Consider the following 21,619-nt stretch of genomic DNA (forward strand, 5'->3'; position numbering starts at 1 on the left):
TTGAGAAATAAATTTTTAATGTTATTTATTATGAAAATGTGTCTCGATAGTTAATGCTGCAAACTGTCTAAACATTTCCATAACACCGCAGTATTTTTCTACTGATAAATCTACAGTTCTTTGTAGTTTTTTTTCATCTAAATCATTTCCATAAAAATGAAAATGCATCGCTACGTTATTATAGTATTTTGGGTGTTCCTCTGTTAAACTAGCATCAATTTCAATTTTAAAATCATCTACAGCTAGCTTCATTTTTTTTATAAGCATACCCACATCTATACCAGAGCAACCCGCTAAAGCAGATAACATTAAAGCTTTTGGGCGATAGCCTTCACCTTTCCCGCCAATTTCTTCACCTGCATCAATAAATAAATTGTGTCCTGATGGATTGGTACTTTCAAATTTCATGCCGCCTAACCATGTTGTAGTAATGTGATTTGTCATTTTTATTGAAAATTTTTTTGTTACATTGTAGATTCAAAAATACTATTTAAAAAACAAAATATGCCTTTAGTAACACCATTATCTGCAGACCATGATTTAGAAACAAAAGAGTTGGCAGAATTCTTTAATGAAACATTAGGTTTTTGCCCAAACTCGGTTTTAACTATGCAACGCAGACCTGCAATAAGCAAAGCTTTTATTAACTTGAATAAAGCTGTGATGTCTAATGAAGGCAGAGTAACATCAGCTTTAAAACGGATGATTGCTTGGGTTTCTAGTAATGCTACAGGTTGCAGATATTGTCAAGCACATGCGATAAGAGCTGCCGAACGCTATGGTGCAGAGCAAGAACAACTTGATAATATTTGGGAATACAAAACACATCCTGCTTTTAATGAAGCCGAACGTGTTGCATTGGATTTTTCCTTACATGCTAGTCAAGTGCCAAATGGCGTTGATGAAACCATTAAAAAGCGCTTATACGAACATTGGAATGAAGGGGAAATTGTAGAAATGCTTGGGGTTATTTCACTTTTTGGTTATTTGAATAGGTGGAATGATAGTATGGGAACTTCCATTGAAAATGGTGCGGTTGAAAGTGGCGAACAGTACCTAGGAAAACATGGTTGGGAAAAGGGTAAGCACATTTAAAATGATATTAAAAAAAACGCTAAAGTGAAATTTATAAAAACATTACTCATTTTTATATATTCAATACCATTTATAACACTTTTAAACTGTAAAGAAAAAGTAGCTGATGATTTCTTGAATTTTACATTAATAGAAAAGAACTCATATTTCATAGATTCTTACAATGGCATAAGTGTTTACCGAGATAATGAAACTCGAAAACCATTAAATGGCTATTATGTGGTAGGTGATAAATTTAAAAAATGGGAAGAATTTAAAGTTGAAAATGGAATTTTAAACGGTACAAGTATTGTTTTACATGATAATTCTGAAATTTTTTCTGAGGCAATTTATTTAAATGGAAAACTAAATGGCGAAGAGAAAATCTATTCATTATCGGGAAAATTGAAAACACTTAATACCTTCAAAAACGGGATCAAATACGGTAAAAGTTTAGGATACTTTGAAAGTGGAGAACTTAAATCTGAATCTAAAATTAAAAATGAAAACGTTATTGAATCTGTAAACTATGACGTTATTGGTAATATAGAATCTCAAATGTTTATTAAAGAAGTGAAAAGGATAACCCAATATATTAAAGGCGGAAAGGTGTATTCTGAAACAATATCCTCTACATATGACAATTTTGAGGCTACAAAATTTTATAATGAAGATGGCTTCTTAAAATTATTTATTCAAATGCTTATGGATGGTGATGATACTTTTATAATTGAACGCGACGAAAACGGAGATGAAATAAAACGAATAAACTTAAAAGAAAACCCTCAAGAAGCATTAAAATATAGAGAACTTTTTGGGGAATTTTAATTTGGTTGTAGTAATTTATTAACTGTGTAGTTAATGTCTGTATTAAGTTAACAAAAGGATATTTATCTCTTTTATAGTCACAAATACACCAAAAATTTAAATTGAGCCAACTTTAACTTTATTTCTCAATAAGCGGAGTCCCATCAAAAACCAAACCTTCAAATCCTGTTTTCATGAAGTTTCTAATATTTTGATGCCCTGTTCCATTCGGGTCGTTTAATACTTCATCAAAATAAAATTTACCGAAACAGGATAAAGTTTCATCTTTTGTGAAATTTTGCAATTTTGCAAAAGAAAACAACTTACAAGATCCAGAATTTTGACCAATTTCGTTTTTTAATTCACCATTTTTAAAAGCTGTTGGGATAAAATTATAATAAGATTCTATTACAGATATAGTATCCTCAAACTGGATGCTATTTGGTGTACTTTTCAATTTTTTTTTAAATCCTTCTAAGTTCATGAATATAATTTATTTCTTCCCACCAACGCAAATTACAATCTCTCCTTTTGGTGGTTTATTAGTATAATGCTCTAAAACTTCTTTAGAGCTTCCTCGAATGGTTTCCTCAAAAAGTTTTGTTAATTCCCTTGAAACTGATACTGGTCTATCGTTCCCAAAATACTCACAAAAATGCCCTAAAGTTTTAACTAATTTATGTGGACTTTCGTAAAAAATAATGGTTCTAGTTTCTTCTGCTAAAAGTAACAATCTCGTTTGTCTTCCTTTTTTAACAGGTAAAAAACCTTCAAATACAAATTTATCATTTGGAAATCCAGAATTAACCAAAGCAGGTACAAATGCCGTGGCTCCAGGCAAACAATCAACTTCAATATCATTATCAATACAGGCACGGGTTAATAAAAATCCAGGGTCTGAGATGGCAGGCGTTCCTGCATCACTAATTAAAGCAACAGTGGTGCCACTTTTAATCTTTTGGATGATGTTTTCAACGGTTTTATGCTCATTATGCATGTGATGGGAGTGCATATGCGTTGAAATTTCAAAATGCTTTAAAAGTTTTCCTGAAGTTCGAGTATCTTCAGCTAAAATTAAATCTACTTCTTTTAAAACCTCAACAGCTCTAAAGGTCATATCTTTTAAATTACCAATTGGAGTTGGTACTAAATAAAGTTTACTCATTAATTAAATTTTGCTTCAATAATTTCAAAAAAGCGTTCTTCAAATTCTTCTTTATCAAGCCAATTATTATATTCTGGCTTTACCATATGTTCAATAAATCGTTTGGCATCATGGTAGGTTTCTAAAGTATTTAATTGAGATAATACGCGGTTATAATCGTCACTTTCTCCATTAAATAAATGTTTTATAAATGCAATTTTATCATTTAAACCAACGTTTAATCCACCTGTTTTTAATTTATCATTCAAAGATTTTTTTTCGTTAGAAATACCATTTTGTAAGTTAGAAATAGGCTCAAAAACTGGCATTTCTTTAAAACCTGCAGTTATGTCGTCAAAATCAATTTTATGGTGCTTTTTTGATGGAATAGCTTCTTCAAAAACAGTATCAATTCCCTCAAGATCTTCTGGCATATAGGATACCATATCCTTAATCTTGTTCATTACAGGTTCCATAATCCCATCATCTTCAATCTCATCAAGATTAATGTATATTTTATCTTCTACTTCAATAGTATCACTTACTTTATTATTAAAAGCTTCATCTAACATCCCAAAAAACGAGGAATCATTTCCAATAGTTGGTAAATCGCCTTCAAAATTATTGTGAGCAAATTTTAAAACTGATAACTTTTCGTATAGTGCAGAAACCTCAGCATGCATTTTAACAACATCATCTTTTCCTTTTAATTTAAGAATTCTGTGTGCAATACTAATTAACTCAGACTCTAACTTCTTCTTCATTATTTATAATTTTTTAATTATTGCTATTTAGGCTTTTGATTTTTAATAAATTTACGCCACCTTTATACAAACGAATAATTACTTTGTTTTAGTGTTAAAATTACGAAATGTTTCTTGAAAATACAGTAAATCAGAAAGAACAATTTGGGTGGATAGAAGTTATCTGTGGATCGATGTTTTCTGGAAAAACAGAAGAACTTATCCGCCGATTAAAACGTGCGCAATTTGCAAGGCAAAAAGTTGAGATTTTTAAGCCTACTATTGATGTGCGCTATCATGAAGATATGGTGGTATCTCACGATGCAAACCAAATTCGCTCTACACCTGTTCCTGCTGCTGCAAATATTCCTATTTTGGCAGACGGCTGTGATGTAGTTGGTATTGATGAGGCTCAGTTTTTTGACGATGAAATTGTACGCGTTTGTAACGATTTAGCTAATAAAGGGGTTCGTGTGATTGTGGCAGGTTTAGATATGGATTTTAAAGGCAATCCATTTGGGCCCATGCCAAATCTGATGGCAACTGCCGAATATATTACTAAAGTGCACGCCGTTTGCACAAGAACCGGAAATTTAGCACAATACAGCTACAGAAAATCTAAAAGCGATAACCTTGTTCTTTTAGGTGAAGTTGATGAGTATGAACCCTTGAGTAGAGCTGCTTATTATAAAGCGATGACCCGCGAAAAAGTTAAAAACATGAAGGTTAATGATGCTGAAGAAATTAACCCAAAACTAAAAGACTCTGATGCCTAAAGCACAAGAAACGGTTCTTGAAATTGATTTAAAAGCATTAAAACATAATTTTGATTTTTTAAAATCAAAATTAAAAGATAACACCAAGTTTTTGGCTGTTGTAAAAGCATTTGCCTATGGTAGTGATGCTTCGGAAATTGCAAAATATCTACAAAATCTTAATGTTGATTATTTTGCAGTGGCTTATATCAATGAGGGTATTACATTGAGAAATGCCGGAATAACAAAACCCATTTTAGTTTTGCACCCGCAAGCTGTAAATTTTAAAAAACTCATTGATTTTTGTTTAGAACCCAGTATTTATAATACCAAAATTTTAAATGAATTTATTGAAATTGCTATTGAAGAAAAACAAACCAATTACCCAATACACATGAAATTTAATACAGGTTTAAACCGTTTAGGTTTTGCCGAGAATGATGTTAATTACGTTACTAAAAAATTAAAAAACACTAAAACAATTAAAGTTAAATCTATATTTTCTCATTTGGCAGCGAGTGAAGATTTGAATGAAAAAACGTTTACTTTAAACCAAATTGAAAGTTTTAAAAATATTGCTCAAAATTTCACAAACACTATGGGTTATAAACCCATGCTGCATATTTGCAATACTTCTGGCATATTAAATTTTCCTGAAGCTCAATTTGATATGGTGAGAAGCGGCATTGGACTGTACGGTTTTGGAAATTCAGAAAAAGAAAATAAAAATTTTAAACCCATAGCCACCTTAAAAACTATAATTTCTCAAATTCATTCTATTAAAAAAGGTGCTTCTGTTGGTTATAACAGAGCCTTCAAAACAGATTCATTTTTAAAAACAGCTACATTACCAATTGGTCATGCAGATGGTATTGGAAGGCACTATGGAAATGGTAAAGGTTTTGTATTTATTAATGGAGAAAAAGCACCCATAATTGGAAACGTTTGTATGGATATGATTATGGTAAACATAACCAATATTGATTGTAAAGAAGGTGATGAAGTAATTATTTTTGGCCCCAACAATACTGCTGAAAATCTCGCAGAAACAGCAAAAACCATATCCTACGAACTTATAACAGCTATATCCCAGCGTGTTAAGCGCACATATTTAAAATAACAATTAACAAATGTTAATTTTTTTAACTATTTTTAGCCCTCAGTAACTAAAAATTTAATATTATGCTTAAAGAATTTAAAGAATTTGCAATGAAAGGCAACTTGGTTGATATCGCCGTTGCTTTTGTAATGGGTGCTGCTTTTAATAAAGTAGTAACATCTTTCACAGCAGGAATTGTATCACCATTAATTGGATTAATTTTTAATGCAAACTTCAACGATTTAAAATTAGTAATTCAAGAAGGTGTTGCTAATGCGGATGGTGTTATTGAAGGTGAAGTAGCTGTTCTATGGGGTGCTTTTGTAACTAATTTAATAGATTTTATAATTGTAGCATTTGTAATGTTTATGATTATAAAAGGAATAAACAAAACTAAAAAGAAAGAAGAGGCTGCACCAGAAGCTCCTGCTGGACCTTCTCAAGAAGACTTACTTGCTGAAATTAGAGATTTGTTAAAAAAATAACAAAACGTTAATTAAATAACTTAGTGTTATTTCTTGTTAAAAAGACCTCGTTTTAATAAAATGAGGTCTTTTTTTTTATTCTAAAAACTATTTAATACTTAGTTTTGTTTCGTAAAAATTTATAAATAATCATAAAATGAAAGTAGCTCTAGTTGGTGCCACCGGAATGGTTGGCGAAGTAATGCTCAGAGTATTAGCAGAACGTAATTTTCCTGTTACAGAATTAATTCCAGTAGCATCTGAAAAATCTGTTGGAAAAACTATAACTTATAAAGGGACTGATTACAAAGTTGTAAGTCTAGAAACCGCTGTTTCCTTGCGTCCTGATATTGCCTTATTTTCTGCTGGAGGAAGTACATCTTTAGAATGGGCGCCAAAATTTGCCGAAGTTGGTACTACTGTCGTTGATAACTCTTCTGCTTGGAGAATGGATCCTACCAAAAAATTAGTAGTTCCAGAAATAAACGCTCAAGAATTAACAAAAGATGATAAAATTATAGCTAACCCTAATTGCTCAACCATACAATTAGTTATGGCTTTAAACCCGCTTCATAAAAAATATAAAATGAAACGTGTTGTGGTTTCTACCTATCAATCAGTTTCTGGTACAGGAGTAAAAGCTGTAAGACAGTTAGAAAATGAAATTGCAGGGATTGAAGGCGAAATGGCTTATCCATATCCTATTGGTAGAAATGCTTTACCACATTGCGATGTTTTTGAAGATAATGGGTACACAAAAGAGGAAATGAAATTGGCTAGAGAACCTCAAAAAATCATGAACGATCGTACTTTTTCAGTTTCTGCAACTGCTGTAAGAATACCAACTTCTGGTGGGCATTCAGAATCTGTAAATGTTGAATTTGAAAATGATTTTGATTTATCTGAAGTTCGTAAATTATTAAGCGAAACTCCAGGTGTTATTGTACAAGATAATACACTAACAAATACCTACCCAATGCCAATTTATGCACATGATAAAGATGACGTTTTTGTTGGCAGAATTAGAAGAGATGAATCTCAACCAAACACCTTAAATATGTGGATTGTTGCTGACAACCTTCGTAAAGGAGCCGCTACAAATACCATCCAAATTGCAGAATATTTAATTGCTAATGATTTGGTTTAATGCTTTTATCAACTAAATCATGAAACTTTAAGCTTCTTCACTAATATTGAAGGAGCTTTTTTGTTTATTTTTGAGAAATTCAAAATGCATTTATCATGAAAAGTTTGTATGTTAAATTATTAACTTTTATGATAACTACTAATTTTATGGCACAACATATAGCACCTTCTAAAATAATATATCCTCAAACGAAAAAGGCAGATTCTTTAAACACTTTTTTTGGTGAAGAAGTAAAAGATCCATACGGTTGGCTAGAAGATGATAGAAGTAAAGAAACTGAAGCATGGGTAAAAGCTCAAAATAACGTCACGTATAATTATTTAAATAACATCCCTTTTAGAGACGCTTTAAAAGAAAGGTTATCAGAAATTTGGAATTACGAGAAAATAGGTGCGCCTTTTAAAGAAGGTGATTATACATATTTTACTAAAAATGATGGGTTACAAAATCAAAATGTTATTTACAGAAAAAAGGATGATCAAGCGCCAGAAATTTTTCTAGATCCAAATACGTTTTCTGAAGATGGTACAGTTTCTCTTGGTGGATTAAATTTTTCGAAAAACGGGAAAAAAGCAGCTTATTCAATTTCTGAAGGAGGAAGTGATTGGAGAAAAGTAATTGTTATTGATGCTGAAACCAAAGCAGTAATTGGAGACACACTTAAAAACATAAAATTTAGCGGTATTTCTTGGTATAAAAATGATGGTTTTTATTACTCCAGTTATGATAAACCTAAAGGGAGTGATCTTTCAGAAGAAAACAATAACCACAAAGTCTATTATCATAAAATAGGCACCTCTCAAAATGAAGATATTTTAGTATACGGAGGAAAAACAAACGAAAAATACTTATACACAAGATCATATGTAAGTAGAGATGATAACTATCTAGTTATTTTACCAGCAGAATCTTCGTCTGGCAATAAATTATTAATTAAAGATTTATCCAATATAAATAATGATTTCATTACTATTTTAGATCACTTAGAAAGTGATACTTATGTTCTAGAGAATATAGGAAGCACCATATTTCTGTCTACAAATTTAAATGCACCTAATAAAAAAGTAGTTTCTGTAGATGTATCAAATCCTAAGCCAGAAAACTGGATAGATATTATCCCAGAAACTAATAATGTGCTTACTGCGTCTTTAAGTGGTAACTATATTTTGGCGCATTATATGGTTGATGCTATTTCTAAAGTAATACAGTATGAATATGATGGAAAATTAGTTAGAGTAATTGAACTTCCAGGTATAGGTTCTGCAGGGGGATTTGGGAGTAAAAAAGAAGAAGAGGTCGATTATTTTTCATTTACTAATTATAATACACCAGCAAGTATTTATAAACTAAATAATAAAACTGGGACTGTTGATCTATTTTGGAAACCAGCGATATCATTTAAAAGTAATGATTATGAAAGTAATCAAGTGTTTTTCAAATCTAAAGATGGCACTAATGTCCCCATGATTATTACCCACAAAAAAGGATTAGACCTTAATGGTAAAAACCCAACCATACTCTATGGTTATGGTGGTTTTAATATTAGTGAAACACCTAGTTTTAGAATTCCAAATGCTGTTTGGATGGAACAAGGGGGGGTTTATGCGGTAGCTAATATTAGAGGCGGTGGCGAGTATGGTAAAAAATGGCATAATGCTGGCACAAAAATGCAAAAACAAAATGTTTTTGATGATTTTATAGCAGCAGGTGAATTTTTGATAGATAATAAATATACTTCATCAAACTATTTAGCTTTATCAGGGGGCTCTAATGGGGGTTTATTAGTAGGTGCTGTTATGACTCAGCGACCAGATTTGGCAAAAGTAGCATTACCTGCAGTAGGCGTTTTAGATATGTTACGATATCATAAATTTACTATTGGAGCTGCTTGGGCATACGATTATGGAACTTCAGATGATAGTATAGAGATGTTTGAATATTTAAAAGCGTATTCACCAGTCCATAATGTGAAAGAAAGCGTTTCGTATCCAGCTACCTTAATTACAACTGCAGATCACGATGATAGAGTTGTACCTGCACATAGTTTTAAATTTGCAGCCCAGTTACAGAGCAAACAAACGGGTAACAACCCCACCTTAATCCGGATTGAAACAAATGCTGGCCATGGTGCTGGAACTCCACTAAGTAAAACCATTGAATTACACGCTGATATTTTAGGGTTTACATTATATAATATGGGATTTGATAAACTACCCAATAAAATGGATAAAAAAGTTAAAGGGTAAACTATTAGGTTATTTAATTTAACAAACCGTTCAATAATAGGAGCGGTTTTTTTATACTATTTTTGTAACGTTATGTTAAAAATAAAAAACCTATCCTTTTCTTATCAAAAAACACCTGTTTTAAAAGCTATTTCTTTTGAGGTGAAACAAGGTGAGAACCTCGCTGTTATTGGCGAAAGTGGTTCTGGAAAAAGTACTTTACTCAATCTTATTTATGGAGAATTTGATTTAATTAATGGACAAATTTTTTGGAAAGAAACAGAAATTTTAGGTCCTAAATATAATCTTGTTATAGGTTATGATTTTATGAAATACGTGTCGCAAGAATTTGATTTGATGCCTTTTATTACGGTTGCAGAAAATATTGGTAAACATTTATCAAACTTCTTCCCTGAAGAAAAAAAAGCGCGTACTAGCGAACTTTTAGAAGTTGTAGAACTTTCCGAATTTGCTGATATTAAAGTAAAAACATTAAGTGGCGGACAAAAACAACGGGTTGCTTTGGCACGAGCGATTGCAAGAGAACCTGAAATTATCTTATTAGACGAACCCTTTAGCCACATTGATAATTTTCAAAAACAAAGTTTAAGACGTCGTGTTTTTAAATACTTAAAAGAAAAAAATATTACTTGTGTTGTTGCTACCCATGATAAAGAAGATGTATTAGGTTTTGCAGACCGTATGATTGTTTTAAACAAGCATCAAATAGCTGTAAATGATAGCCCTGAGGTTTTATATGAAAACCCAAAAACACCTTTAATTGCTTCTTTTTTTGGAGAATTTAATGTGATAGACAAAAACATCATTTACGATCATCAAATCCAATTAGTTGACAAATCTACTTTAAACGCAAGCGTTATTCAATGCTACTTTAAGGGTCATTATTTTTTAATTGAAGCCGATTTAGATGGAAAAATAATATTTTTTCAACATCATTCAAAATTGGAGAAAAATCAATCTATCTGTTTAAAAACGATAACTTAATTTACTTATCAAACTTCTTCAAAAGGGCAGGTAAATAAAAAATATCTGTTATTAAAGCTACAGCTACAGTTACAGCACAAAGCAATCCAAAATCTCTTACCGATGGTGTTGCGCTTGAGGCAATAATTAAAAACCCTGCTACCAAAGCAAAAGTTGTAGAAAACAAAGCGCTACCTGTATAACGCATCGCATTATTCATTCTGTTTTCAGATGTTTCTGTTTCAACTTCATTTTTTCTGTATTTGTAAACTAAATGTATCGTATCATCCATAGCAATACCCAACATAATGGGTGTTATCATAGCTGTTGTAACATCTAATGGAATATCTAACCAACTCATTAAAATAGCTAATATAGCTAGTGGTAATATATTAGGGATTAATACCAAAAAGGTAGTTTTTATACTTCTGATAAAAAACCAAAGACAAATAAAAGCCACAAAGAAAGCAGCAAAAAAAGATTTGAACTGCGTTTGAAGTATAAAGTTATTTAATTGAGCAAAAACTACTGCAAACCCATTAATCTTTAATTGGTAATCTTTTGTATTAAATGTAGCTTCAAAATCTTTTTGAATATCACTAATAAGTTGTTCAAGTTGTGACGTTTTAATTTCTTTAAAACTGATTGTAATACCTGCCGAAGAAAAATCATTTGAAAATAACTTAAAAAAACTATTATCACTATTATCAACCGATGCCAATATATTTTCAATCTTTTCATCTGAAACAGCTGTTTGAAAAAGCACAGGTGTTCTTTTTTCTAAAAAAGACTTAATATTCACAGCAGAAACAGGTGCATTTATCAATGGATTTTCTTCAAGTCCTTTTTGAAAATCTTCCAACTGAGACATCGCTTCTTTAGTTAGAATTTTGCCCCCATTAACTTTAGAAATGTTTAACTGCATTCTTGAGCTTCCTTTAAGTTGACTCTCTACAATACGTAAATCTTGTTTTTCTTTTCCTTCTGCCAAAAGGTCTTGGGAATTGGTATCAATCTTAACTTGAAATACTGAGTACAAACCATATATCAAAATGAAAGTAAACGTGATAATGATACTGTTTTTGTATTGAGTTGTAAACCCGTTTAACCAATCTATAAACCCATGTTGACTAACATTTTTAAAAGCAATAAGAGGTTTTGTTTCTTTAAAATTAAGGCTCATAAAACTAAACCCAATAATAGTGATTATATAAACCAACAGAAAACTTAATACCAAACCTATACAGGTAAAAATACCCATATTTTTAAATGCTGGTAATGGCGATAAATACAATGCAAAATATCCAACAAAAGTAGTTAGTGTGGTATAAAAACAAGGTGTAAAACTTTTTCGAACAGCTACAGCTAATAATTGAATTTTTGTTACAGATTTATTTAAAAGCCCCTCTTTATGATAAATATTAATTATATGCACGGCATCACTAACGCTATAAACCATCAAAATAGTTGGAATCAACATCGAAATCATATTTAAAGCATGCCCTAAAGATGTAATAATGCCAAATAATATGGAGACAGGTACTGCTACTGATAATAAAGAAATTATTAAATAGCGCTTACTTGGTAACAAAAACACGAGCATTAATGTGATAACCAAAACCGTTAAAACTCCAAAAATTAGACTTTCTTTATAGATTCCTTTACTGTATGCCTCATTTAAAACAGGTGGTCCGGTTAAATAATAGTTGTCATAATTTTGTTGAATGATAGCGGATATTTCACCTAAAATATCTTTTCGTTTAGTTTCAATGGTAGGCGTTGGATTCAACTGAATATAAAAAAACTGATTTCTAAAATCCTCCGACACCAATTGAGCACTGATATTTGGAAGCTTAGATAATAGAATTTTTAAACCTTTTTGGCTTCTCTCAGTATTATAAAGTTCATCAAAAATAATTGTGTTGTTAGCATAAATAGGATACTTTGCTTTGGCTAAACTAAAAGACGTGTTTACATATTGTAAGTTGTCTATAGCTTTATGTAATTTAAGTAATTGCTTTTTTTCATCGTTTCCAATCGCGTTTTTTACTGGTAGCATCGCTATGAAAATCTCATCGGAGCCAAATTTTTCTTGAAAATCGATGTAGGCTTTATAGCTAGGATCTTCTTCTAAAAACCATATAGAAAGAGAATTATCTATACGCAATTTTTTAAGTGTTTGATACCCCGAAATAGCCATTAAAATTGAAATCAATACAATGATTGAAATTCTAAATTTTATTATTTTATCAATAATCTGTTCTAGCTTTTTCATTACCATTACTACTCAATTTTTGTAATAACAAAGGTATCGTTTAAAAACTGAATTTTATCACCAATTGATTTAGTTAATAGCAGTTTGGCGATAGGCGTTGAGGAAGAAATAGCATAAAATTTTTCATTATCAAGCATGACTTCTCCAACACTAATTGCAATAAAATAATTAAACTTAGTTGTATGAACCAAACTCCCAAAAGCAACCTTTTTATGTGTGTTTTGAATATTTACTTTTGAAAGTATTTGTTTTATTTTTTCAATTTCTGCAAGTTGATTTCCAGCTTTTTCCCGTTCTAATTGTAACATCGCCCTGCCAGTTTCATGCTTATCACCAGCACTACTTTTGGTTTCGGAAAGCAGAGATTCTTGAATTTCATTAATTGTGTTTTGAACCGTTTGAAACCTATTTTCAATAAAATTTAAACAAGCTTGATATAATTGTAGCTTAGTTTTTTTTTCGCTCATCTTGCTTTTTATTAAAATCTAAAGTTCCGAAATAGCCCATTTGACGAACAATCCATCCTTTTCTTTTTTGAATATAGTAAGTGGCGGGATTTGCTCTATACTTTAACGGATTAGGAAGTATAGAAGCGATAGCTGCTGCCTCACTTTGAGTAAGTTTTACTGCCGGTTTTTTAAACCAATATTGAGATGCTGCTTCTGCTCCATAAATACCATTACCCATTTCAATACTGTTTAAATAGACTTCTAATATGCGCTCTTTAGACCAGATAATTTCAATTAAAAAAGTAAAATAAACCTCTAATCCTTTACGAAACCAACTACGTTGTGGCCATAGAAAAACATTTTTTGCTGTTTGTTGGCTAATAGTACTTGCGCCTCGTGTACTTTTTCCTTTTTTATTATACTCTATAGCTTTTTCTATGGCTTCAACATCAAAACCATTATGGGTTAAGAAATTTTGATCTTCGCTACATATAACTGCTAATTTTAAATGTTTAGAAATGTTACCCTTAGGTTCCCAATCGTGTTTCCAAGCAAATGGCTCATTATTGTTTTTTTGTTGTATGGTTCTAATAACCATTAAGGGTGTTACTGGTACTGGTACCCATCTAAAAATAATCACTAAAGCAATTGAAATTGCAAAAAACCACAAAAAGCATTTCCAAAAAAACCTAACTACTTTTCTAACCATTTTAAACTATTAAATCAGACAACTCTTTACCTATTAGACTACCAATAGCAACTCCCATACCTCCTAATCGAACTCCACAAAAAACATTGTTTGAAAGTTGTTTTACAATAGCCTTTTTCTGATGACCCAAACCCATAATACCACTCCATCGATGTTCTATTTCAAAATCTGTATTTGGTAAAATAGTGGTTCTTAAAAGTGATTCTAATTTGTTTTGAATTAAACTAGTTTGATCAAAAACTGTGGTTTCTTCACCTTTAAAGTCGAGGTTTCTTCCGCCTCCAAATAAAATTCTATTATCAATATTTCTAAAGTAATAGTAGCCTTTATCTAAATGAAAAGTTCCTTTAATCTTTAAACTATCAATAGGTTTTGTAATCAGCACTTGTGCACGTGCTGGTTTTACTTCACTAATATTTTGTTGAGAGGCAAAACCGTTGGTAGCAATTAATAATTTTAACGAAGAAAACTCAAAGGCATTTGTTTCAATTTTAACTGTATTTAAATCTTCTGAATAACGTTCAACAAAGGTGTTATTCAAGATTTTTATACCATTAGTATATACTTTTTTTAGTAAAGCCTCCATCATTTTTCCCGTATCAATTTGTCCTTCAAACTTGTTAAGAATATAGGTTGACTCTACATTTTTGAAATTAAAGACATTCGATTTTGTTGTAAAAACGTCTTTTTTAAAAATAGGTTTAAGTAAGGTATTTATCATTTCCTTTTTTTCTAAGCAATCTTGTATCAACGTTTCATTTTTCAAAAACAATTCGAAACCACCATAATTTTTATAATCAATCGTTTTATCACCTAATGATGCTCTTAACAATTTTAAACCATCAACCCTTTTATTTATTAATTGTAAAACCTCTTCTTCAGAGTGTGTGTTTAAATCGTCTATAATTTCGCTTAGGCTACCAAAACATGCAAACCCAGCGTTTTTTGTACTAGCGCCTTGGGGTAACATCCCTTTTTCTAGTATTAAAATATTGGCTTTTGGAAAACGATTTTTTAATGCCAGAGCACAATTTAAACCAACAATTCCGCTACCAACTACAGTATAATGTATGTTGGATAGCCATGATTTTATTTCCCAGTATGATAATTTCATTGTTGGTTATTGGTTGATGTAAAAATAATGAAATTTTAAATTGAATTTCTGGATTGCGTTAGGGATTGTATCGGCATCCTTTTGTTTTTTATGAATGTAAAAACTATTCTGGGTAGGCTATTGATTAGGTTATCGATTCATGCATATACAAAAATGACAAAAACAAAAGATATAGTAGAAAGCCCGACCCTTGTGGTAACGCAAAAAAAATCCCAACTTACATCGGGATTTTAAATATTTAATCTTCTTTTTGTTTTTCCATAACAAAATCTTCCATGAATTTCGTTGTATAATTCCCTGCAATATAATCAGGATGATCCATAAGTTGTCTGTGAAAAGGAATAGTTGTTTTTATACCTTCAATCACAAACTCGTCTAATGCACGCTTCATTTTGTTTATAGCTTCTTCTCTAGTTTGAGCTGTTGTGATTAACTTCGCTATCATTGAGTCGTAGTTAGGCGGAATGGCATAACCTGCGTAAACATGGGTGTCTAAACGCACACCGTGACCGCCTGGAGCATGGAGCGTGGTAATAACACCAGGTGAAGGTCTAAACCCATTATAAGGATCTTCCGCGTTAATACGGCATTCTATTGAGTGTAATTTTGGCGTATAGTTTTTACCTGAAATTGGCACACCTGCTGCTACTAAAATTTGTTCGCGTATTAAATCGAAATCTATAACTTGTTCTGTAATTGGATGCTCAACTTGAATACGTGTATTCATTTCCATGAAGTAAAAATTACGATGTTTATCTACTAAAAACTCAATGGTTCCAGCGCCTTCGTAGTTTATGTATTCAGCTGCTTTTACAGCTGCTTTACCCATATCATCACGAAGTTTATCTGTCATGAATGGAGATGGGGTCTCTTCAGTAAGTTTTTGATGACGACGTTGAATAGAACAATCTCTTTCAGATAAGTGGCACGCTTTACCTCGAGAATCTCCAACCACCTGAATTTCGATATGGCGAGGTTCTTCGATAAGCTTTTCCATGTACATATCATCATTACCAAAAGCTGCTTTACTTTCTTGTCTTGCAGAATCCCATGCCGCTTTTAAATCTTCTGGTTTCCAAACAGCACGCATGCCCTTTCCTCCTCCTCCAGCTGATGCTTTAAGCATCACTGGATATCCTGTAGTTTTTGCAACTTTTTGACATTCTTCAAAAGTTTGAATAACACCTTCGCTTCCTGGAACACAAGGTACGCCAGCTGCTTTCATAGTAGCTTTTGCGTTTGCCTTATCTCCCATTCTGTCTATCATTTCTGGTGAAGCACCTATAAATTTAATACCATGCTCTTCACAAATTTTTGAAAACTTAGCGTTTTCAGACAAAAACCCGTATCCAGGGTGAATAGCATCTGCATTTGTGATTTCAGCAGCTGCTATGATATTAGACATTTTTAAATAGGAATCTTTACTTGGTGGTGGACCTATACAAACGGCTTCATCGGCAAACTTAACATGTAAACTCTCTGCGTCTACTGTTGAGTAAACGGCAACTGTTTTAATGCCCATTTCTTTACAGGTTCTAATAACACGTAATGCTATTTCTCCTCTATTGGCTATTAATATTTTTTTAAACATAATTTATAAAAATTATGAATTCAGAATTCTGAATTCTGAATTAATTAAGATGGATCAACTAAAAATAAGGGTTGATCAAATTCTACAGGAGAAGAATCATCTACTAATATTTTAACTACTTTCCCTGAAACTTCTGATTCAATTTCATTAAAAAGTTTCATCGCCTCAATAATACAAAGTACATCACCTTCTGCAATTGTTTGACCAACTTCTACAAATAAAGGTTTATCTGGTGATGGTTTTCTGTAGAAGGTACCTATAATTGGTGATTTAATAGTAATATATTTTGAATCTTCTGAAACTGCAGGAGCTGCTGGTGAGGATACTGGTGCTGATTGAGGTGCATCATGTGCTAATGTTGCTGAAGCAACTTGTGGAGCTGAAGATACCATGGGTGCGTATTGAATAGCAGTCCCTTCAGTATCTGGACCAGTTTTAATGGTAATTTTAATATCATCCATTTCCAATTTAACCTCACTTGCGCCAGATTTGGCAACAAACTTAATCAAGTTTTGAATTTCTTTTATATCCATAATTTTGTTAATTAGTTCTTGGTTAGTTTTTTGAATTATAGGCCCATTTTAAGTAAATAGCACCCCAGTTAAATCCGCCTCCAAAAGCTGCGAATATTATATTATCTCCTTTTTTAAGTTGCGATTCATAATCATTTAAAAGTAATGGCAATGTTGCTGATGTAGTGTTTCCATATTTATGGATATTTATCATTACTTTTTCTTCTTCTAAATTAATACGTTGTGCTGTTGCGTCGATAATACGTTTGTTTGCTTGATGAGCAGCAAGCCAATCAACGTTGTCATTCGTTAAGTTATTACGCTCTAATATTTTAACAGTAGCATCTGCCATATTAAATACTGCGTTTTTAAATACAGTTTTTCCCTCTTGAAAAGCGTATTGACCTCCTTGGTCCATTTTTTCATGAGTTAATGGAAAAGAAGAGCCGCCGTAGGTAGCTTGTAAAAACTCCCTTCCTGTGCCATCACTTCGTAAGTATTCGTCTTGTAATCCTAAGTTTTCAGTATTTGGTTCAAATAAAACAGCGCCTGCACCATCACCGAAAATAATACAAGTAGCTCTATCTGTATAATTAACTATCGATGACATTTTATCTGCACCTATTAGTAATACATTTTTATATCTTCCTGATTCAATATATTTAGCAGCTACAGACATACCAAATAAAAAACTTGAACACGCAGCATCCATATCAAAAGAAAAAGCATTTGTGGCGCCTATTTCAGAAGCTGTATAAGCTGCTGTTGATGCTGCTTTCATATCTGGTGTTGCGGTTGCAACAATAACCAGCTCTATATTTTTGGGATCAATTCCCTTTTTATTTATAAGATCTTGTGCTGCTTTAATGGCTAAGAAAGAACTTCCCTTACCTTCTTCTTTAAGAATTCTTCGCTCTTTTATACCCGTTCTTGAAGTAATCCATTCATCATTAGTATCAACCATGGTTTCAAGAATCTGGTTGGTTAATACGTATTCTGGCACATAAGCACCTACAGCTGTGATTGCTGCTGAAATTTTACTCATACCTTAATTATTAATTCGATCAAAAATCTTTTAAAAACGGTAAAAAACATTCAAAATTTGACGAAAACTACTAAATTTTGATGAATTATGACGCAAATTTAATGTTTTTGTGATTTAGAAAAAGCTTTTCATAAAAAAAACGCTCATAATTGAGCGTTTTATAATTTTATAGCATAATTTGATTATGCTACGTTTTCTACTTCTTCTGAGTTGTCAATTAATACCTGACCTCTGTAATAAAGTTTTCCTTCGTGCCAGTGCGCTCTATGGTATAAATGAGCTTCACCTGTTGTTGGGCAAGTAGCAATCTGTGGCGCAGTTGCTTTGTAATGAGTTCTTCTTTTATCTCTTCTTGTTTTCGAGATTTTTCTTTTAGGATGTGCCATTTTATATGTTTATTTATCCGTTAATAATTTCTTTAATGTATTCCAACGAGGATCTGTTTCCTCTTCTTTTTCTTTAATTTCTTTAAGCTTTGGGCTTAATTCTTCTAATTTTATAAGTATGTCTGAATCTAACGTTCCATCTTCAACACCTGGATGTATTCTTTTTAGAGGTACAGATAATACGATTAACTCGTATATATATTGTTGTATATTAACCTCATAAGTTCCATGGGGAACTATAAGAATATCTATGTATTCATCGTTATATTCATCACCAAATTTTACTACTAAATCAAACTCATTTTCAATGTTTTGATTAAATGGTTCATTGGTAATATCACAATTGATATTAACCCATCCAGAAGTTTTAAAATGTAATTCAAGTAATGTTGACTTTTTTTCTAACTCAACATTTACTTCAATATTAACATCATTAAAATCTTCGTACTCAAAATGTTCAAAGAACGCTTTATCAACTTTATAATCAAAATGATGCTTTCCTAACTTTAATCCCACAAATGGAATTGTAAATTGTTTCAATAGCTTCATTTCTAGCTTATAATTTGAGGGTGCAAATATATAAATTTTTATTAACTCCGCATTACTTATAAACAATTTTTTGTTTATATCTCAAATACATACTAGTATATTTATTTTTAGGATGTTATGCGCTTATTGAGTAAATTGTTTTTTAGAAGGCTTTTTTAATGGGTTTGCTGTAAGAAGTTCATAATCAAATCTGTTTTTAAATATTTTAATAGCACTAAAAACAGCTTCTTTAAAAGAATTTTCGTCAGCAATTCCTTTTCCAGCAATTTCATAAGCAGTGCCATGATCTGGAGAGGTTCTAACTCTATTTAATCCAGCTGTAAAATTTACTCCTTGACCAAATGATAATGTTTTAAATGGAATTAAACCCTGATCGTGATATGATGCTATTATAGCATCAAAGTTTTTGTAATTATTGGATCCAAAAAAGCTATCTGCTGCGTAGGGTCCAAAAACTAACTTGCCAGTTTCTTTAATTTTTTTGAGAGTGGGTCTTAAAACCTCATCATCTTCATATCCAATAACTCCATTATCACCCGAATGAGGGTTGATGCCTAAAACTGCAATTTTGGGTCTTTCAATTTTAAAATCTTTCTTAAGAGATTCATAAACTGTATGAATCTTTTTTTGGATTAACTCTGGAGTTATATGATTTGCAATATCTTTTATAGGTACATGATCTGTTAATAATCCAACCCTTAAATTATCTGCAATCATAAACATTAAACTTTCTCCTTCAAGTTCTTTAGCTAAATAATCAGTATGTCCAGGAAAATTAAAAGCTTCAGATTGAATATTGTGTTTATTAATTGGAGCCGTAACTAATACATCAATTTCTTTATTTTTTAATGCTTTGGTAGCTTCTTGTAGAGCTTTTATGGCAAAAGCACCTATTTTTTGATCTTCTTTACCAAAGTCAATATTTACAGATTCGTTCCAACAATTTATAACATTTACCTTGCCTTGAACGAGTTGATCCATTTTATTAATAATGTGAAAATTAATCTCAGATTTAAAATGGGTTTTAAAAAAATTCATGGTTTTAGATGATGCAAAAATAACCGGAGTACAAAATTCCATCATTCTTGAATCTTCAAATGTCTTTAAAATGATCTCACCACCAATACCATTTAAATCTCCTATTGATATCCCTACTACTATATTTTCTTCTTGCTCCATTAAAATTGCTGACTTTTATTTGTGATTTCACTAAGTAAGATCTTAAATTTTTGTTGTTATTGAACAAAATTTAAATCTACATAGATAACTTCTCATTTATTATATTAATTTTTTCATTTATTTACATAAGTTTTCAAATAAAAAAATTCGTGTACTTTTGATGTTACAAATTTAACTAAATAAACACATAATAATATGTTTACTGGAATTATTGAAGATATTGGTGTCATCTCAAATTTAAAAGAAGAATTAGATAATCTTCACATCACTATAAAAAGCAATATAACTTCGGAATTAAAAATTGACCAAAGTGTCGCGCATAATGGTGTATGCTTAACAGTTGTTGCTATTAAAGATCAATCCTATACTGTAACAGCTATCAAAGAAACCTTAGACAAAACAAGTTTAAATACTTTAAAAATAAACGACAAAGTAAATCTTGAGCGCGCAATGAAACTTGGAGATAGACTAGATGGACATATTGTTCAGGGACATGTAGATCAAACGGCTACTTGTATTCATGTTGAGGATGTAAATGGAAGCTGGATATTTACTTTTAGTTATGATACCTCTCTTAACAATATAACCATAGAAAAAGGATCTGTAACTGTAAATGGTGTTAGTTTAACTGTTGTAAATTCTAAAAACGATTCGTTTAGTGTTGCTATAATCCCTTACACTTATGAGCATACAAACTTTAGTTCCTTTAAAAAGGGAACAACGGTAAATTTAGAATTTGATGTTTTAGGAAAATATGTTGCTAAGCTTTTAGCTACAAGTAAATAATTTAATTAGCTTTTCTAAAAAGTATTTTTTTTACTCCATAAAATAAAGCAAAAACAAGTCCTGAAATTATGCCGCCATCAATTGGAAAACCTGGTGGTGGTGGTGGTCCTGGTGGTGGTGGAGTTTGTCCAACACATATAACACTTATTAATACAAATAAGATTGAGGCTAATATTCTTTTATTTTGCATTTTCATTGGGACACAAATGTATAAAAAAAAGCGAGCTAGCAAAACAAAAAAATCTTAAACATCTCAAAAAAAATCTTTAAAGTGTTTAAAATAATCGATAAAACGTAATTTTTTGCTAATTATCCTATTAAAATTAAGATTCTTAAGAAATTGCGAGAGTTAAGAAAATTAATAAAAACAGTTATCGTTTTCAATTTACTAAACAAATATATATAAATTCATTCAAAACAAAAATTAAAATGTAATTACTTCATTGATAATCACATAAATTCAAAATAATGAAATGACCAATAAAAAAAAGCCTTTCAAAAAATGAAAGGCTTTACAATTTCTAAAAGTGGTCCCACCTGGGCTCGAACCAGGGACCACCTGATTATGAGTCAGGTGCTCTA

At 31.3% G+C, this 21,619-nt stretch carries 24 protein-coding genes; 10 read left to right on the top strand and 14 right to left on the bottom strand.

From position 1 onward, the window contains the following. Positions 1–21 precede the first annotated feature (21 nt). On the bottom strand, positions 22–444 hold the full coding sequence (locus tag AC1XJX_RS10420; RefSeq protein WP_482003923.1) for an OsmC family protein: 423 nt from the start codon (positions 442–444) through the stop codon (positions 22–24). A gap of 60 nt (positions 445–504) precedes the next feature. On the opposite strand from AC1XJX_RS10420, the gene AC1XJX_RS10425 reads away from it, so the two are divergent. Next, the gene (locus AC1XJX_RS10425; protein ID WP_482003924.1) at positions 505–1,095 is read left to right on the top strand and encodes a carboxymuconolactone decarboxylase family protein; all 591 of its coding nucleotides are present in this window, start codon (positions 505–507) and stop codon (positions 1,093–1,095) included. 24 nt (positions 1,096–1,119) lie between these two features. Next, a complete protein-coding gene (locus tag AC1XJX_RS10430; RefSeq protein WP_482003925.1) occupies positions 1,120–1,902 on the top strand; it encodes a toxin-antitoxin system YwqK family antitoxin in 783 nt (260 codons plus the stop codon). A 118-nt stretch (positions 1,903–2,020) separates the two neighbouring features. Here the strand turns inward: AC1XJX_RS10430 and AC1XJX_RS10435 are convergent, their stop codons facing one another. From AC1XJX_RS10435 to AC1XJX_RS10445, 3 genes are read right to left on the bottom strand one after another with little or no spacing between them, the layout of a single operon-like run. Next, complete coding sequence (locus AC1XJX_RS10435) at positions 2,021–2,365, bottom strand: HopJ type III effector protein (RefSeq protein WP_482003926.1); 345 nt, start codon at positions 2,363–2,365, stop codon at positions 2,021–2,023. Between the two features lie 9 nt (positions 2,366–2,374). Then, positions 2,375–3,046 carry a 16S rRNA (cytidine(1402)-2'-O)-methyltransferase gene (rsmI, locus tag AC1XJX_RS10440; RefSeq protein ID WP_482003927.1) on the bottom strand — a complete coding sequence of 224 codons (672 nt, stop codon included), beginning with the start codon at positions 3,044–3,046 and terminating at the stop codon, positions 2,375–2,377. Next, the gene (locus AC1XJX_RS10445) at positions 3,046–3,789 is read right to left on the bottom strand and encodes a hypothetical protein (RefSeq protein WP_482003928.1); all 744 of its coding nucleotides are present in this window, start codon (positions 3,787–3,789) and stop codon (positions 3,046–3,048) included. The genes rsmI and AC1XJX_RS10445 overlap by 1 nt, the downstream gene beginning before the upstream one ends. 107 nt (positions 3,790–3,896) lie before the next feature. On the opposite strand from AC1XJX_RS10445, the gene AC1XJX_RS10450 reads away from it, so the two are divergent. The 6 genes from AC1XJX_RS10450 to AC1XJX_RS10475 all read left to right on the top strand — a co-directional run bounded on the left by AC1XJX_RS10450 (position 3,897) and on the right by AC1XJX_RS10475 (position 10,463). Then, positions 3,897–4,544 (top strand): thymidine kinase, encoded by a 648-nt coding sequence (locus AC1XJX_RS10450; protein WP_482003929.1) that lies wholly within the window; start codon positions 3,897–3,899, stop codon positions 4,542–4,544. Beyond that, positions 4,537–5,643, top strand: a complete 1,107-nt coding sequence (gene alr, locus AC1XJX_RS10455) for an alanine racemase (RefSeq protein ID WP_482003930.1) — start codon at positions 4,537–4,539, stop codon at positions 5,641–5,643. Before AC1XJX_RS10450 ends, alr begins: the two co-directional genes overlap by 8 nt. Before the next feature lie 62 nt (positions 5,644–5,705). Beyond that, positions 5,706–6,107 carry a large conductance mechanosensitive channel protein MscL gene (gene mscL, locus AC1XJX_RS10460; RefSeq protein ID WP_482003931.1) on the top strand — a complete coding sequence of 134 codons (402 nt, stop codon included), beginning with the start codon at positions 5,706–5,708 and terminating at the stop codon, positions 6,105–6,107. Positions 6,108–6,243: 136 nt separating this feature from the next. After that, positions 6,244–7,233: an aspartate-semialdehyde dehydrogenase gene (locus tag AC1XJX_RS10465; RefSeq protein WP_482003932.1), complete on the top strand. Its 990-nt coding sequence runs from the start codon at positions 6,244–6,246 to the stop codon at positions 7,231–7,233. Between the two features lie 95 nt (positions 7,234–7,328). Next, positions 7,329–9,479 (top strand): prolyl oligopeptidase family serine peptidase, encoded by a 2,151-nt coding sequence (locus AC1XJX_RS10470; RefSeq protein WP_482003933.1) that lies wholly within the window; start codon positions 7,329–7,331, stop codon positions 9,477–9,479. A 72-nt stretch (positions 9,480–9,551) separates the two neighbouring features. After that, positions 9,552–10,463, top strand: coding sequence for an ABC transporter ATP-binding protein (locus AC1XJX_RS10475; protein WP_482003934.1), 912 nt, complete (start codon positions 9,552–9,554; stop codon positions 10,461–10,463). A gap of 1 nt (position 10,464) precedes the next feature. Here the strand turns inward: AC1XJX_RS10475 and AC1XJX_RS10480 are convergent, their stop codons facing one another. The 10 genes from AC1XJX_RS10480 to pdxA form a co-directional block, all read right to left on the bottom strand. Continuing rightward, positions 10,465–12,717 carry an efflux RND transporter permease subunit gene (locus AC1XJX_RS10480; protein ID WP_482003935.1) on the bottom strand — a complete coding sequence of 751 codons (2,253 nt, stop codon included), beginning with the start codon at positions 12,715–12,717 and terminating at the stop codon, positions 10,465–10,467. A gap of 8 nt (positions 12,718–12,725) precedes the next feature. After that, positions 12,726–13,184, bottom strand: coding sequence for a 3-oxoacyl-ACP synthase (locus AC1XJX_RS10485; protein ID WP_482003936.1), 459 nt, complete (start codon positions 13,182–13,184; stop codon positions 12,726–12,728). After that, positions 13,165–13,875: a monofunctional biosynthetic peptidoglycan transglycosylase gene (gene mtgA, locus AC1XJX_RS10490; protein WP_482003937.1), complete on the bottom strand. Its 711-nt coding sequence runs from the start codon at positions 13,873–13,875 to the stop codon at positions 13,165–13,167. The genes AC1XJX_RS10485 and mtgA overlap by 20 nt, the downstream gene beginning before the upstream one ends. A gap of 1 nt (position 13,876) precedes the next feature. After that, positions 13,877–14,989 (bottom strand): NAD(P)/FAD-dependent oxidoreductase, encoded by a 1,113-nt coding sequence (locus tag AC1XJX_RS10495; protein WP_482003938.1) that lies wholly within the window; start codon positions 14,987–14,989, stop codon positions 13,877–13,879. A gap of 238 nt (positions 14,990–15,227) precedes the next feature. Next, positions 15,228–16,580, bottom strand: a complete 1,353-nt coding sequence (gene accC, locus AC1XJX_RS10500; protein ID WP_482003939.1) for an acetyl-CoA carboxylase biotin carboxylase subunit — start codon at positions 16,578–16,580, stop codon at positions 15,228–15,230. Between the two features lie 44 nt (positions 16,581–16,624). Next, complete coding sequence (gene accB / locus AC1XJX_RS10505) at positions 16,625–17,113, bottom strand: acetyl-CoA carboxylase biotin carboxyl carrier protein (protein WP_482003940.1); 489 nt, start codon at positions 17,111–17,113, stop codon at positions 16,625–16,627. Positions 17,114–17,135: 22 nt separating this feature from the next. Then, a complete protein-coding gene (locus AC1XJX_RS10510) occupies positions 17,136–18,137 on the bottom strand; it encodes a beta-ketoacyl-ACP synthase III (protein ID WP_482003941.1) in 1,002 nt (333 codons plus the stop codon). 182 nt (positions 18,138–18,319) lie between these two features. Then, positions 18,320–18,523, bottom strand: coding sequence for a 50S ribosomal protein L32 (rpmF, locus tag AC1XJX_RS10515; protein WP_034042489.1), 204 nt, complete (start codon positions 18,521–18,523; stop codon positions 18,320–18,322). 9 nt (positions 18,524–18,532) lie between these two features. Further along, positions 18,533–19,072 carry a YceD family protein gene (locus AC1XJX_RS10520; protein ID WP_482003942.1) on the bottom strand — a complete coding sequence of 180 codons (540 nt, stop codon included), beginning with the start codon at positions 19,070–19,072 and terminating at the stop codon, positions 18,533–18,535. 123 nt (positions 19,073–19,195) lie between these two features. Then, positions 19,196–20,251 carry a 4-hydroxythreonine-4-phosphate dehydrogenase PdxA gene (pdxA, locus tag AC1XJX_RS10525; protein ID WP_482003943.1) on the bottom strand — a complete coding sequence of 352 codons (1,056 nt, stop codon included), beginning with the start codon at positions 20,249–20,251 and terminating at the stop codon, positions 19,196–19,198. Positions 20,252–20,446: 195 nt separating this feature from the next. Between pdxA and AC1XJX_RS10530 the strand changes: the two genes are divergently transcribed. Beyond that, positions 20,447–21,037, top strand: coding sequence for a riboflavin synthase (locus AC1XJX_RS10530; RefSeq protein WP_482003944.1), 591 nt, complete (start codon positions 20,447–20,449; stop codon positions 21,035–21,037). 68 nt (positions 21,038–21,105) lie between these two features. Then, positions 21,106–21,285 carry a hypothetical protein gene (locus AC1XJX_RS10535; RefSeq protein WP_482003945.1) on the top strand — a complete coding sequence of 60 codons (180 nt, stop codon included), beginning with the start codon at positions 21,106–21,108 and terminating at the stop codon, positions 21,283–21,285. Positions 21,286–21,619: the final 334 nt, after the last annotated feature.

The sequence above is a fragment of the Flaviramulus sp. genome, from assembly GCF_982512915.1.